The 14,677-nt window shown below is 35.1% G+C and carries 11 protein-coding genes; 5 read left to right on the top strand and 6 right to left on the bottom strand.

Going from position 1 to position 14,677, the window contains the following annotated elements; genetic code table 11:
- Nucleotides 1-104: 104 nt before the first annotated feature.
- The 4 genes from BLQ19_RS15090 (at nucleotide 105) to BLQ19_RS15075 (ending at nucleotide 8,152) form a co-directional block, all read left to right on the top strand.
- On the top strand, nucleotides 105-3,167 hold the full coding sequence (locus BLQ19_RS15090) for a SusC/RagA family TonB-linked outer membrane protein (RefSeq protein ID WP_074538908.1): 3,063 nt from the start codon (nucleotides 105-107) through the stop codon (nucleotides 3,165-3,167).
- A gap of 16 nt (nucleotides 3,168-3,183) precedes the next feature.
- Nucleotides 3,184-4,776 carry a RagB/SusD family nutrient uptake outer membrane protein gene (locus BLQ19_RS15085; protein ID WP_074538884.1) on the top strand — a complete coding sequence of 531 codons (1,593 nt, stop codon included), beginning with the start codon at nucleotides 3,184-3,186 and terminating at the stop codon, nucleotides 4,774-4,776.
- Between the two features lie 78 nt (nucleotides 4,777-4,854).
- On the top strand, nucleotides 4,855-6,651 hold the full coding sequence (locus tag BLQ19_RS15080) for an alkaline phosphatase (protein WP_083332258.1): 1,797 nt from the start codon (nucleotides 4,855-4,857) through the stop codon (nucleotides 6,649-6,651).
- A 10-nt stretch (nucleotides 6,652-6,661) separates the two neighbouring features.
- Nucleotides 6,662-8,152, top strand: coding sequence for a calcineurin-like phosphoesterase C-terminal domain-containing protein (locus BLQ19_RS15075; RefSeq protein WP_074538883.1), 1,491 nt, complete (start codon nucleotides 6,662-6,664; stop codon nucleotides 8,150-8,152).
- A gap of 45 nt (nucleotides 8,153-8,197) precedes the next feature.
- Here the strand turns inward: BLQ19_RS15075 and BLQ19_RS15070 are convergent, their stop codons facing one another.
- The 5 genes from BLQ19_RS15070 to BLQ19_RS15050 all read right to left on the bottom strand — a co-directional run bounded on the left by BLQ19_RS15070 (nucleotide 8,198) and on the right by BLQ19_RS15050 (nucleotide 11,884).
- Nucleotides 8,198-8,608 (bottom strand): GNAT family N-acetyltransferase, encoded by a 411-nt coding sequence (locus BLQ19_RS15070; protein ID WP_034659750.1) that lies wholly within the window; start codon nucleotides 8,606-8,608, stop codon nucleotides 8,198-8,200.
- Nucleotide 8,609: 1 nt separating this feature from the next.
- Nucleotides 8,610-9,269 carry a hydrolase gene (locus BLQ19_RS15065; protein WP_025614957.1) on the bottom strand — a complete coding sequence of 220 codons (660 nt, stop codon included), beginning with the start codon at nucleotides 9,267-9,269 and terminating at the stop codon, nucleotides 8,610-8,612.
- 91 nt (nucleotides 9,270-9,360) lie between these two features.
- Nucleotides 9,361-10,671, bottom strand: a complete 1,311-nt coding sequence (locus BLQ19_RS15060) for a cryptochrome/photolyase family protein (protein ID WP_074538882.1) — start codon at nucleotides 10,669-10,671, stop codon at nucleotides 9,361-9,363.
- 20 nt (nucleotides 10,672-10,691) lie between these two features.
- On the bottom strand, nucleotides 10,692-11,384 hold the full coding sequence (locus BLQ19_RS15055; protein ID WP_024480543.1) for an SDR family NAD(P)-dependent oxidoreductase: 693 nt from the start codon (nucleotides 11,382-11,384) through the stop codon (nucleotides 10,692-10,694).
- Between the two features lie 2 nt (nucleotides 11,385-11,386).
- Nucleotides 11,387-11,884, bottom strand: a complete 498-nt coding sequence (locus BLQ19_RS15050; RefSeq protein WP_074538881.1) for an SRPBCC family protein — start codon at nucleotides 11,882-11,884, stop codon at nucleotides 11,387-11,389.
- Nucleotides 11,885-12,031: 147 nt separating this feature from the next.
- On the opposite strand from BLQ19_RS15050, the gene BLQ19_RS15045 reads away from it, so the two are divergent.
- Complete coding sequence (locus BLQ19_RS15045; RefSeq protein WP_074538880.1) at nucleotides 12,032-12,877, top strand: DUF2911 domain-containing protein; 846 nt, start codon at nucleotides 12,032-12,034, stop codon at nucleotides 12,875-12,877.
- A gap of 53 nt (nucleotides 12,878-12,930) precedes the next feature.
- Here the strand turns inward: BLQ19_RS15045 and BLQ19_RS15040 are convergent, their stop codons facing one another.
- The gene (locus BLQ19_RS15040; RefSeq protein WP_074538879.1) at nucleotides 12,931-14,670 is read right to left on the bottom strand and encodes a sodium:solute symporter family protein; all 1,740 of its coding nucleotides are present in this window, start codon (nucleotides 14,668-14,670) and stop codon (nucleotides 12,931-12,933) included.
- Between the last annotated feature and the right edge of the window lie 7 nt (nucleotides 14,671-14,677).

Below are 14,677 nucleotides of genomic sequence, written 5' to 3'. Positions count from 1 at the left end.
TTCACCCTCCAATTTGAATGATTTGTCCCCCTTTAAGAAACAAAATTCCTCCTTTATACTTTTTTCGTAAAATACATTTACTCCAAACCAAAATAGATATTTCAATGAAAAAAATGTACTTAATTTTATTTCTTGTTTTAGGAAGCATGTTTTATTCCTATGCACAAGTAACTGTAACAGGTAATGTAACGGATCATGAAGGGGTGCCAATTCCTGGAGCTTCAATTTTAGCGAAACAGCAAGGAGGGGGTGGGACAGCAGCCGATTTTGACGGAAATTTCACTTTGCAGTTAACAAATGAGAATGGTACTTTAATAGTATCATCAATTGGTTATGCTCAGAAAGAAATTTTATATAATGGTAACCAAATACTTACCATTGTTTTAAATGAGCAAGCAAGTGCTTTAGATGAAGTGGTACTTATTGGGTATGGTTCCACTAAAAAGGGCGATTTAACCTCGGCAATTTCAACGGTAAGTAATGTAGAAAGTATTGCTTCTAGACCCGTAGCGAATTTAACAGATTTCTTACAAGGTAATGTTGCAGGGGTTACCGTACTTCAACAAGGTGGTGATCCCTCACAAAGTGGAAGCGTAGTAATTAGAGGATTGGGCTCTTTCGCCAGTGAGCAACCCTTAACGGTTGTAGATGGTGTTCCATATTACGGTCCGGCGATTAATCCTAATGATATTGCATCGGTGTCTATTCTAAAAGATGCAGCTGCAGCAGCAATTTACGGAGCGCAGGCAGCATCAGGTGTTATTGTAATTCAGACTAAAAAAGGAAAAATAGGAAAGCCACAAATCGTTGCAGACTTTTATAGCGGAATTCAAGAAGCTACAAATTTACCAACACCATTAACAGCGCAAGAACAAGCGGCAACTTACAATCTAGCAGCAGATAATGGTGGTTCTCCAAGACAATCTGCTCACGATGCACAACAAAATCCTTACGGACAGGTAAATCGTACGAATTGGATAGATGCAATTTTTAGACCAGCTAAAATAGTAAACACCAACATTAACATGAGTGGCGCTACGGAGAAATTGAATTATTTAACTTCTTTTGGATATACTAAGAAAGAGGGCTTACTACAAGGGACTAGTTCAGAGCGTTTTAATTTTAGAGTGAAATCGGACATGGATTTATCTGATAAAATAAGTATTGGAGAAAATGTATATTTTTCTAGAACAGAAGCTGTAGGAACAAATACGGATAATCCATATTCAGGAACTATAATTAATGCACTTTACATGCCTTCATCGGCACCTACACGCTACGAAGATGGTAGTTTTGCGGGCGTTGCTCCAGAGAATCTTTCACAATTTGCAGGGGCTTATGGAGATGTTTATAATCCGTTAGCTTTATTGCTACGTCCTACGGTGACAGCACCAACTAATTTCATTAACGCAAATATTTATACCAAATATGAAATAATAACTGGTTTATCTTATAAAACCAGTTATGCATATAGCTATACACAATCAAATTCTAAGAGATTTCAGCCTAGGGTGCCAGAGCTAGGAAGATCTAATCCTAATAACTACTTAAATCAGAATTCCTCGACAACTAATCGCTGGGTTTGGGACAATCAAATTGGTTATAAAAAAACATTTGGAAATCATAATTTAGATATTACGGCTATTTACTCTGCTCAACATACAAATTATGAGTCTCTATCGGTACAAGGAGAAGGGTTTAGCAATGAAGAACCGTTTAGTCAATACCTATCAAATGCGCCTGTTATTCGTAATCCTGGAACTGGAGTTTATGAAGATGCACTTACTTCTGCTATTGGTAGAGTAATGTATAATTTTAAAAATAGATACTTTATCTCAGGAGCTATCCGTAGAGACAGAACTTCGCGTTTAGCGGTAAACAACCAAGTAGATAATTTTCCTTCAGCTACTTTAGGTTGGCGTTTGAGTGATGAGTCTTTCTTCAATGTTCCAGCGGTAAATGATTTAAAGTTTAGAGCTTCTTGGGGGCAAATAGGGAATATTAATTCTGTAGGATATTATTCTTTTGATGTACCCTTAAATAGTACAACGGTTATTTTAGGAGAAAACGCAGCCCAAGATTATAAAGGGGCTTATGTAGGGAAGCAATCTAATCCTAATTTAAACTGGGAAATTTCTGAGTCTATAGATTTAGGTATGGATGCATCTTTGTTTAACAACAGCTTGAGCTTAACTTTTGATTACTTCCAAAAAACCACAATAGGAATGATTTTACCAGGTTTAGAAGATTTAAATCAAGGAACGAGTGCGGCAGATGTAAATGGTGGAGAAGTACAAAATTCAGGGTATGAAATTGCAGCAAGCTATTCTAATGCTCTTGGCGATGTAAACTTTACGATAAATGCAAATGCTAGCATCTTAGACAATGAGTTAATAAACTTAGAGGGATATAATAAAAGCGGAATCAATTTTATTGCACATGATGATGATGTTCGTCAAGTATTAAGACCATTCCGTTCCGAAGTAGGAAGATCATTATATGCCATGTATTTAGTTCCACAATTGGGAATATTTCAAAATCAAGCAGAGATTGATGCACATACAAAAGAGGGCACTTTGATTCAGCCAAATGCGGTACCCGGAGATTTTAAATTTGCAGACAGTAATGATGATGGCAAGATAGATGATGAGGATAAAGTTTTTTATGATAGCTATCAACCAGATGTTACGTATAATTTTGGTTTAAACTTAAACTACAAAAATTTTGATGTTAATATGCTTTTCCAAGGTGTTGCTGGTGTAGATGTATTTAACGGATATAAGTTTACCACCTACAATGCTTCGTTAACAGGGTATAATTTAGACAATCGTGTTTTAGGAGCTTGGTCTCCATCAAACACAGATTCTGATATACCAAGAATTTCTACAAAAGATGACAATAAGAATTTTGGTACAACGTCTAGCTACTATTTAGAAGATGCTTCTTATTTGAGAATGAAAAACATCACGTTAGGGTACACTTTAGACGCTAGTATAATGAATACAATAGCAAAAGGTTCTTCTTTACGCATCTACTTATCCGCAGAAAACATTTTTACAATTACGAAGTATTCAGGATTAGATCCAGAAGTAGGAGGTAAGGGATTAGATGTTGCCAAATACCCACTTTCTAGAACAATCACTGCTGGTTTATCACTATCTCTTTAATAAAAAAACGACAAAAATGAAAAATAGATTTAAAGAATTATTCATATTTACGATAGCTATTGCAGGTCTTGGTTTAGCTAATTCTTGTTCTGAAGATTTCACAGAAGTTTCTCCCTTAGGAAGTACCTCATATGCAAATTTCTGGAAGACAGAGCAAGATGCGCAAGAAGCAGTAAATAGTATGTATGCTTACATGACTGATCAAGAAATGTTTTCAAGAGGTTTCTTTTGGTACATCAACGCGTCAGATGATATGGTTACCGGCCGCATAAAAGCAGCTGCAGACAATATCAAAGATTTTAATATTACGGGAGGAGAAGGGAGTTATACTTCTACATGCTATCCAAACAGTTATAAGGTAATTAGAAGAGCTAATGATGTGATTTTAAATGTTCCAAATATGGAAATTAGCGAGACTTTAAAAAATCAGTATTTGGGGGAAGCTTATTTTATGCGTGCGTTTAGTTATTTCTGGGTAGCACATACGTATGGGGATAACGGACCTAATGGGGGTGTTCCAATTGTTACAGAACTTAATATGAATGATGATGCTGGAAGCTATACAAGACCAGCCAGTGTAATAGAAAACTACCAGCAGATAGAAGATGATTTAAAAATGGCAGTAGATCTTTTACCTGTTTTTACTTCCTATAGTGCAGATAATTATGGTCGTCCACATAGAGATGCAGCTTTAGCTTATATAGCTAAGACTAATTTATATTGGGCACAGTATGATCAAAGTAGATATGCTGAAGTTGTTAGATATGCAGATGCGGTTACAAATTCTGGCTCAGGTAGAGCTTTAATAGATACCAATAACCCTGAAAAAGATTATCGCGAATTGCATAGTCATTTGAACAATTGGGGGAGCGAATATATTTGGTCTGTAGATTCAGGCGTAGATGGAGGTAGCATCTTAACGGGTGTTATGCTAGAAAACAAAGGTTGGGGAAAGTACAATGGTTGGGGGTATTATACGCCTTCTGAAGGATTGTATAATGAATTTGAAGATGATGATGTCAGAAGAGGCGTTACTATTTTAAATTTTGGAGACGACTTTACTTTTTTCGGTGAGGAAAGGAGATATCAATCAGAAAATTCAAATTCAGGTTTTCAATTCAATAAATACATGTATGAGTTTCAATTTGAAAATCCTGTTGGAACTTATTTAAATACTAATGGTGATAATCCATCTACTGTATATAACGTGCCACTGATGCGTTATGCCGAGGTTTTATTAATGAAGGCTGAAGCGCTTATCGCTGATGGTAAGAATGGCGATGAGCCATTAAATTTGGTACGAGAAAGAGCAGGCTTAGCCCCGAAGAGTAATGTTACTATGGCAGATCTTAAACACGAACGCCGTGTAGAGCTAGCTGGTGAATTTGCAAATAGACATTTTGATTTAGTACGCTGGGGAGACGCAGAAGAAGCTTATAGTAAGCCTATTTACGGAAGAATTTATTCGGATAGATCTAATCCAGACTCTCCGTATACATCGGAAGTGATATGGCCGGCAAGAAATTTTGACCCTTCTTATATGCAGGTATGGCCAATTCCTGCTACGGTAATTCAATCTTCAGGAATTGCACCTAATCAAGGTTGGTAATTTCTATACTTATTTTATGTTTTTAATTTGAAAAGGTACATTCTCACTGGTTGCACCTTTTCTTAATTTTTAAATTTTATGTTTTTATTTAAAAGAATCGTTTGGATCGTTGTTTTCTTTATAACAATAGCTTCCTACGGACAAGAAAAAAATGCTGTTTTAATTCATTCTCATAATGACTATGTACAAAGTGTACCTTTTTGGACTGCCTTTTCAAATGGATTAAATAGTATAGAGGTTGATGTATTTTTAAAGAATAAATCTCTAAAAGTAGCACACACAGATGCAGAAATAGATGCTGAACGTACGCTTGAGAATTTATATTTGATACCACTAAATTCCGCGATTGAAAATAATATTGGATCTATACATCAATTCCATTTAATGATAGATGTAAAGTCAGAAGCTATTACCACTTTGAATGCCATTATTAAGCGTTTAAAAAAGTACCCCAAAATAATAGAACATCCTGAAATTAAAATTGTCATTTCTGGAAATAGACCAGAGGCTGAAAACTATAGAAACTATCCGGAATTTATATTTTTTGATTACCAAAAAATTTCGCATAATTTGAGTGAAGAGAATTGGAAAAAGGTTGCTATGGTAAGTACAAGTTTTAAGCAGTATTCTCACTGGAATGGTAAAGGAAGGCTTACCCATGAAGATTTAGAAAAGGTAACAAATGTATTAGCGCAAGCAAAGAGTTTAGGGAAGACCTTTAGGTTTTGGGCAACACCAGATTCAAAAACAGCATGGCGCACCTTTGTAGATTTAGGGGTAGACGTGATCAATACCGATGCTATTTATGAGTGTTCTAAATATGTTCGAAGTCTAGATTCTCGGATTCATAGAGCTACTATTTCTTCAGAGGTTTATAGTCCAAATTTCAAATCTGACAATAGAGATAAGCCTGTAAAAAATATTATTTTGATGATTGGTGATGGCACGGGTTTATCACAAATTTCCGCGGCTGTTTTAGCAAATAAAGGAGCGCTTACCTTAACACAACTAAAAAGTATAGGTTTAGTGAAAACGCAAGCTGCCGACGATTTCTCAACAGATTCTGCAGCAGCTGCTACTGCCATGGCCACGGGAATAAAAACAAACAATAGAGCAATAGGTACAGATAGTAAGGGTGAACCAATCCCTAATATCATAGAAATTCTTTCTAAAAAAGGATATAAAACGGGAATAATTACTACTGATGAAATTACAGGTGCTACTCCGTCTTCTTTCTATGCCCACCAAATAGATAGGTCAGAGACCTTGGCTATTGCAAAAGACCTGATTTCTAGTCCATTAAACTTTTTCGCTGGTGGTGGAAAATCTACTTTCCATACGTTACCAATAGCTTCAAATTTTTCTATAATTAATCAATTGAATGAGTTAAGTAATGTGAAAGCGACTAAAGTTGGCTTTTTTCTCTCGGAAAACGGGGTGCCTTCCATAATCGACGGAAGATCAAATGTTTTGTCTAAAACCACTAAAGAGGGAATATCTTTTTTATCCAAAGATAATAATCCTTTCTTCTTACTTGTAGAAGGAGCTCAAATAGATAGCTTTGGTCATTATAATGATATTGAAGGAGTTATTTCTGAAGCGATTGATTTTGATACCGCGATTACGGAAGCTATAAAGTTTGCAGATCGTGATGGTGAAACCTTAGTGGTAATTACAGCAGACCATGAAACATCTGGCTTGAGTTTACTTGACGGAGATATGAATACCAACAAAATTGAAGCTGATTTTGCATCACATGATCATACCGGAGTTATGGTTCCTATTTTTGCTTATGGTCCAAGTTCAGGGAAATTCCAAGGAGTTTATGAGAATAGCGCATTGTTTACAAAAATTCTTAATGCTATAAATAAATAAAAGAATTGTCATGAAAAAACGATTAATACCATTATTTTTTCTTTTAGTTGTGTATTCTTTCGGTCAGAGAATAAGTGGAACTGTTTTTTTAGATGAGAATAAGAATGGAACTTTGAATAGAACTGAAAAAGGACTTCCCAATATTTTGATAAGTAACGGAAAAGATATTGTTGTTTCTGATCCTAATGGAGCGTATACTATTAACGCTATTCCAGGTAATTTAGTGTTTGTAATAAAACCGTCAGGCTATATTTCAGAACTAAATGAATTGAATATTGTACAGTCGTATTTTCATCCTTTAAAAAAGAACATCAAGGATTATGACTTTGCATTATATGCGCATACAGAGAATAAAAAAACCAAAGTTGCACTTTTAGGAGATGTACAGGTAGATGTTATAGATGATGTGCATCATGTTGGAAAATTGGTAACAGAAGAATTGGTTTATAATAGACCAGATTTTATAATGCCGTTAGGAGATTTATCTTTTGATAACCTTGAAATATTTGATCCACTAGCGGCTGTTTTAGGTTTAGTAGGTTGTCCTGTTTTTTATGTAATTGGCAACCACGATTTGAATTTTGAAGCCACAACTTTGAGTGAGAGAGATGCTAGTTTTGAAGCTAAATTTGGTCCTTCATATTATGCTTTTGAATATGGAGATAATTTATTTTTAGTTTTAAATAATATCAGACCTTTACCTGAAGGGAAGTACAAAGCACAAATCGATAATGATCAATTAGAATTTATAAAAAACCTTATAGCCCTAAAGAAAGATAAGTACAAAGCAATCAATATTGCTATGCATATTCCTTTTAATGAAGTTAATAATAAGGATGCTTTACTAAAGCTACTGCGTCCTTTTGATGATGTTTTTATTACTGCAGGTCATACACATACCCAATATCATAATTATTATAAGAGAGCATTACAGAAAACTGCAATACATGAATTGGTTTGTGGAGCAGTTTGTGGTTCGTGGTGGCAAGGTTCACATGATTTGAGAGGTATCCCATTTTCTATTATGCATGATGGTACGCCTAAAGGGTATTGGTTTATGAATGTGGAAGGAGATAAACGTGAACTTCAATATAAAGTTTCAGGAGCACCCGCAACCAAGCAAATTAATATATGGGTTCCTGAAGTTAATGAGTGGGATAAATCATTAAATGAATTGAACGAGCCTTTTGTTTATGCCAATGTTTTTGCGGCAGATGAAAATACTCAAGTAGAAATTAATTTTGGGGATAACCAATGGTTGCCAATGGATAAACATGAAGGAGTTGCACCAGAATTAAAACGATTGTACAAACTCCAAGTTTTAGGCCGTTATAAAGGTCAGCCTATTAGTGCATTTCCAGAGACAGTTAAAAATAGTAAACATTTATGGCGTATTGCTATTCCAGAAAACATGAAGGAAGGTGCTCATTTAATACAGGTAAGAGCAATGAATTCTAATTTGTTATTAGATGTACGGGAGAGCAGCGTATTATGGAGGTAATGTTATCGCTTTTAAATCCCTAATTATTTGTTTAAATGGGAGTTTTTAAATTAAGTCCATTTCTAAGATAATAAAATCAATACCTGCTTCGGTATAGGTTTTATGGGTTTCTTTTAACCCAAATTTTTTATAATAATTGGTTTTATTAACTCTTGCATTACACCACAATTTTTTAGCATTTTTTGTCTTGGCATAGGCGATTATAAAATCTAGAAGCTTAGAAGCATACCCTTTACCTTGTTCAGATTCTAGGGTAGCGAGCTTGCGAAATTGAGCGTTATCATTTTCAAAAAATAAAGAAACTACGGTCACATTTTTCGCATTATTTACTACAGCAAAGTGTTTTCCTTCTTGGTCTTTTGGAAGTTTTATATACTCAAAAGGATGATTAGGATACATGACCTCATGCCGCAGTGGATATGTTTCTTCTGCTGTAATTTCTTTTATTTCAATCATTTTATTCGTCTCTGTAACGGGTCATAATTTCTTTAAACAATTCTCCTGTAGAAGGCGGGGTGTAAGATATAGCATTCGCACCTGCTTCTATAGCTTCGAATATGGTCTCTTCTGACTTTCCTCCAGTAGCTAAAATAGCAACATCTGGATTAATATCTTTTATTCTCTTAATGATATCTGTAGTCTTGCTAGCTCCAGAAACGTTAAAAATATCTACTCCAGCTTTTATTCTTCCACGGATATCATCTTTGTCCGATACAATAGTTATGGTCACAGGAATATCTATTTTCTCTTTTAACTCTGCAATTAAACTATTAGGAGTAGGCTTGTTAAGTACTACTCCCATTGCACCCTGAAATTCTGCATGTATCGCCAATTCCAATGAACGCATACCTGTGGTGAGTCCGCCACCAACCCCACAAAATATGGGTTTATCTGCGGCTAAAATCAATGCATTAGAGATTACTGGTTGTGGGGTAAAAGGATACACCGCTATGATAGCATTTGCATTGGTATTCCTGATAATTGCCACGTCTGTACTAAATAAAAACGATTTCAATACTTGGCCAAACACACTAATGCCTGAGCACTGCTCAATAATTTCAGGTACGGTTACTATATTTCTTCGTAAACGGCTACCAAATGATGGGATTTTATCCATAAAATTCTAGAACTTTTTTAATAGAGAATTCTAGATTAAAGATATACCAATTTATAATTGCTCATTTAATTTTAACACCGTCGTATTAAATTTAAGAAAGTGCTTCCTTATACGTTTTTAAACAACGTTCTCTGGCCATTTTATGATCTACCATTTTATCTGGATAAGTAAGCTCCTGTAAATCTGTTACCCATTTATTAATGTATTCTTTTTGTTTATCAAATTTATCGATTTGTGTCATGGGATTAAAAATCCGGAAGTACGGAGCAGCATCAACACCGCTACCTGCCGCCCATTGCCAGTTACCAACATTGGCACTCAAATCAAAATCTAAAAGTTTTTCTGCAAAATAAGCTTCTCCCCAACGCCAATCTATTAATAAGTGTTTGCATAAAAAACTAGCGACTAACATACGTACTCTGTTATGCATATACCCTGTGGTATTAAGCTCGCGCATACCTGCATCTACTAGTGCGTAACCCGTTTCTCCATTCTTCCATTTTTCGAATTCAGCCTCATTATTGCGCCATTCGATGCGATCATACTTAGCCCTGAAAGCATTTTTTGTAGTATTTGGAAAATGCCAAAGAATTTGCATGAAAAATTCGCGCCAAATAAGCTCGCTCCAAAACACTTCATTTTTTTCAGAGATAGCGCGTTTGGTTATCTCACGAATAGAAACGGTACCAAAGCGTAAATGTGGTCCTAAGTGTGAAGTGCCATTTTCAATAGCAGGGTAGTTACGGGTATCCTCATAGTTTTGTATCACCTTAGCACTAGCGGTATAGTTGGGGACTTTTATTTTTGAGGTTTCAAATCCCATATCCGATAAACTCAAATTCGGGAGCCTGCTATGGGCAATGAAATTTTTAAAATATTTTTTAGTATTGTAGGTTTTTAAATCTTTTTTCGAATCAAAAATAGACTTCCATTTGGTTTTGTATGGCGTGTATACTACATAGGGATCCCCATCGTCTTTTAAAACATCGCCCTTTTCAAAAATTACTTGATCTTTATAGGAATGAAATTCAACATTATTATCTTTTAAATAGTCTTGAATTTTTGTGTCTCTTTCCGTTGCATATGGCTCATAGTCGTGATTGGTATAGACGGCTTGTACTTCATAATCTTCCAGCAGACTTTTAAAAATTTCTTGTGGTATTCCATGATAGAGAGCCAAAGAACTTTCAACCGCTTCTTGGAGTGTATTTCTCATACTTTCTAATTGATTAAAAATAAAACTCACACGAGCATCATCCTTAGGTAAATTTTCAAGAATGTCTTTATCAAAAATAAAAATAGGAAGTACAGGGTAATCGCTTTGAAGGGCATGGTATAAACCAATATTGTCTTCTAATCGTAGGTCTCTTCTAAACCAAAATATTGAAATTTTCTTACTCATTAAGCTGTTTTGAAATACGATTAATTTATATTAAGACTAGACATTCCTCCGTCAACGCCTACAACTTGTCCGGTCATCCAAGTACTATTATCACTCAATAAAAATACAGAAATTGCGGCAATATCTTCAGGGGTACCTACGCGCTTTAAAGGATGTCTTTCAGACATCATTTCAATTTTCTTGTCGTTATTCAATAAACGTTTTGCAAGAGGTGTATTTACTAAAGATGGAGCAATGACATTCACTCTAATTTTTGGAGCATATTCGGCAGCCATAGATTTGGCAAAACCTTCTATGGCTCCTTTTGCTGCAGCAACACTGGTATGAAATGGCATACCCGTACCTACAGCAACCGTACTGAAAAAGACCATACTAGAATTTTCTGCCATTCTTGAAATAATAGATTTAACTACTTTAACCATGCTGAAAAAATTGAGTTCCATATCTTCATGGAAGGTATCTAAACTCATCATCTTAAAAGGTTTTAGATTGATACTCCCAGGACAAAATACAAATCCGTCTAAGGTATCGGGTAGGAGTGAAGTATCTATTTCATCAGTTAAAGCATCAAACGAAATATGTGTTATAGACAGATCTTCCAAAGCTTCCTTGGTTCTAGATGCTATAAATATAGTATGATTTTCATGTAATGTTTTGGCTATTGATAAACCAATACCGTGAGAGCCCCCTATAAGGAGTATATTTTTTTTCATCGTTATATTTTTTTTAGTTCAAGATAATTTTTGGCTCCTTCTATGGTGCCAAATAGAGATGTAAGTTTATCTTCTCTATATTTGAATATGGTAGTTAATTGTTTTTTTATAAATAGGCCATGCACCAGTTGGCCTAGCCAGCCGAATGGAATTTTATAATCTATGATGTCTTCCATTTCTACACCCTGTGCTGTTGCTGTAATAAAATGTTTGTGATGCCAAAGTGCATACGGTCCATATCGCTGTTCATCAACGAAATAAGTACCCTTTTCAACATGCGTTATTTCTGTTACCCAACGCGTTTTAATACCAGCAACGGGCGAAACATTATACTGTATAATTTGCCCAGCATACATTTCCTTATCGGCACCAGATAAAATCTCAAACCCCATAGCATCTGGAGTAATCACTTTTAAATTAGCAGGGTCAGAGAGGAAGCTCCATGCTTTCTCTTTAGAAATAGGTAATTGTTGTTTTGAATGTAATCTATAAAGTCGCATTCTGTAAATTTTGTTTAAATTTACTAATTAAAGTTTAAACAAAAATTACATTTCTCAATAATTTTTCAGAATTCTTATTTAAGGATTTGTTAACAATTGATGGATTCCTTTATTAGTAGCTTTGTTAAAATTAAATAACTAATTATCATGAAAAGAACCCTATTTTTATTTTTAGCACTTTGCGCTGGTTTTGCAGCGAATGCTCAAATAGCAACCCCACAAGCAAGCCCTGCTGCTAAAGTGACACAAGTTGTTGGTTTAACAGATGTAACTTTAGAATACTCTAGGCCGGCAATGCGTGGTAGAACGGTATTTGGAGATTTAGTACCTTTTGACAAAATGTGGAGAACAGGAGCTAATAAAAACTCAATTGTTACTTTTAGCAATGATGTAAAAGTTGCAGGGAAAGAACTTAAAGCAGGTTCATATGCTATTTTTACCGTTCCTGGAGAAGCAGTTTGGGAAGTTAATTTTTACACGAATACAGAAAACTGGGGAACTCCAGAAAGCTGGGATGCAAGTAAGGTTGCAGCGGTAGTAAAAATAAACCCAACGACAATAGCAGATAAAGCAGAATCTTTTACATTGGCAATCAATCACATTTCGGATAATGGTGCGCATTTAGAAATATCTTGGGATACGACTAAAGTTGCTATTCCTTTTGAAGTTCCTACCGATGCTACAGTGATGGAAGGAATAAGTAAAGTGATGGCTGGTCCTGGTGCGGGCGATTATTATGCATCTGCAGTATACTACTTAAATTCTGGTAAAGATATTAAGCAAGCTAAAGAATGGATGGACAAGGCTATGTCAATGACTGAGAAACCAGCATTCTGGCAACTAAGACAACAATCTCTTATCTATGCAAAAGCAGGTGATAAAAAAGGAGCTATAGAAGCAGCTAAAAAATCTTTAGCAGCGGCAGAAATAGCGAAGAATATGGATTACGTTAAAATGAATAAAGATTCATTAAAAGAATGGGGCGCAAAATAAAAGGTGTCCTCTAAAATTAAAAGCGCTTCATTTATAAAATGAAGCGCTTTTTTTTATGCCTCTATCGATGGTGTTTTAAGAATATTATCAAACAACTGTAAGAAAATTGAAATCCCCATTACCAGACCACAACCTATTAAATTTAGTAGTAAATAACTCACTTTTTCCTCTCCTTCTGGCATGCTGTAAATAAAGAAATAATAGATGGCAATTACTAAAACCTGTGTAATAATAGCCCCTATAAAAACAGCATTTCCCTTTACAAATTTGATAAAAAAGGCAAGTAAAAATATCCCTAGAACATTCCCGTAAAATATAGAACCTATAATATTTACCAATTGTATTAAGTTGTCAAATAAATTAGAAACACATGCAATGCCTATGGCTATGACGCCCCAAATAAGGGTAAACCATTTAGACATATTTACATAGTATTCTTGTGGTTTTTCTCCTCTTTTTTCGGTGTGTCTTTTATAAATGTCAAGGGCCGTAATAGTTCCTAAGGCATTTAATTCTGATGCGGTTGAAGACATTGCTGCAGATAGTATTACAGCAAGTAGTAAGCCTATAAGTCCTTTTGGGAGGTAATTTAGTATAAAGTGAATAAAGACATAATCCTTATCATTGGTTTCTATATTAGGATCTGCTTCATTTATTACCTCACGGGCTGCAGCTCTATTTTTTTTGTCTTTATTGTTTACAGAAATAATATGCTGTTTTGCTTCTACAGTAGCATCATACTCTTTGATGTCTAATGCTGCAGAAAACTCATCTTGCGCTATTTTTTTTTCTATAGCTAGTTCTTCATGTGCTTGTTCTAGTAATTTGTAATCTTCTGCATATTCAGAGTCATATACCGCCGAAGTTGCAGCAGGATTAAAGTTTAAGGGAGAAGGGTTGTATTGGTAAAAAACAAAAACTAAAACTCCTAGAAGTAAAATAAAGAACTGCATTGGGATTTTGAATATACCGTTAAAAATTAGACCAAGCTGACTTTCTCTAACAGATTTTCCAGAAAGATAACGTTGTACTTGGCTTTGATCTGTACCAAAATATGCTAGGAAAAGGAATAGACCTCCGGTGATACCATTCCAAAAAGTGTAGCGTTTGGACGTATCAAAACTAAAATCTAAAATATCTAATTTGCCGCTAGCACCTGCAACTTTTAAAGCTTTGCTAAAAGTTATGTCTTCGGGTAAATACCCCAAGATATAAAAGAAGGCTACAAACATTCCCAGCATAATAATAAACATTTGCTGTTTTTGAGTAACGTTTACAGCCTTAGTACCTCCAGAAACGGTATAAATAGTTACAATGGTACCGATGATAATATTTAAAGTGAGTAAATCCCACCCTAGAACGGCAGATAATATAATAGAAGGTGCGTAGATCGTAATTCCCGCAGCTAAACCTCTTTGAATTAAAAATAGTAGCGCGGCAAGTGTTCTGGTTTTTACATCAAATCTAGATTCTAAAAACTCGTAAGCAGTGTATACTTTTAAGCGGTGATACAGCGGAACAAACACAATACAAATGATGACCATGGCAATAGGTAGGCCAAAATAAAATTGAACAAATCCCATCCCGTCATGAAATGCTTGTCCTGGAGTAGATAAGAAGGTGATAGCACTGGCTTGTGTAGCCATCACTGATAATCCAACAGTAGTCCAATTGGCTTCTTTACCACCTAGAACATAGTCTTTTACGTTCTTACTGCCTTTTGTTTTCCAAACTCCATAACCTACAATAAAAGCTAAGGTGCCTATTAATATACTCCAATCAATCGCTTCCATATTACCT

Source organism: Cellulophaga baltica (genome assembly GCF_900102165.1).
GTDB lineage: Bacteria > Bacteroidota > Bacteroidia > Flavobacteriales > Flavobacteriaceae > Cellulophaga > Cellulophaga baltica.
Note: the sequence above shows the minus strand (reverse complement) of the source record. Positions and strands in the feature narration are given on the sequence as shown.

Coding starts and splice junctions, on each gene's coding strand:
- BLQ19_RS15050 (WP_074538881.1), bottom strand. CDS start 11,884: ATGCGACTTTATAGATTACATTCAAAACAACAATTACCTATTTCTAAA.
- BLQ19_RS15085 (WP_074538884.1), top strand. CDS start 3,184: ATGAAAAATAGATTTAAAGAATTATTCATATTTACGATAGCTATTGCA.
- BLQ19_RS15090 (WP_074538908.1), top strand. CDS start 105: ATGAAAAAAATGTACTTAATTTTATTTCTTGTTTTAGGAAGCATGTTT.
- BLQ19_RS15065 (WP_025614957.1), bottom strand. CDS start 9,269: ATGGATAAAATCCCATCATTTGGTAGCCGTTTACGAAGAAATATAGTA.
- BLQ19_RS15040 (WP_074538879.1), bottom strand. CDS start 14,670: ATGGAAGCGATTGATTGGAGTATATTAATAGGCACCTTAGCTTTTATT.
- BLQ19_RS15080 (WP_083332258.1), top strand. CDS start 4,855: ATGTTTTTATTTAAAAGAATCGTTTGGATCGTTGTTTTCTTTATAACA.
- BLQ19_RS15045 (WP_074538880.1), top strand. CDS start 12,032: ATGAAAAGAACCCTATTTTTATTTTTAGCACTTTGCGCTGGTTTTGCA.
- BLQ19_RS15060 (WP_074538882.1), bottom strand. CDS start 10,671: ATGAGTAAGAAAATTTCAATATTTTGGTTTAGAAGAGACCTACGATTA.
- BLQ19_RS15070 (WP_034659750.1), bottom strand. CDS start 8,608: ATGATTGAAATAAAAGAAATTACAGCAGAAGAAACATATCCACTGCGG.
- BLQ19_RS15075 (WP_074538883.1), top strand. CDS start 6,662: ATGAAAAAACGATTAATACCATTATTTTTTCTTTTAGTTGTGTATTCT.
- BLQ19_RS15055 (WP_024480543.1), bottom strand. CDS start 11,384: ATGAAAAAAAATATACTCCTTATAGGGGGCTCTCACGGTATTGGTTTA.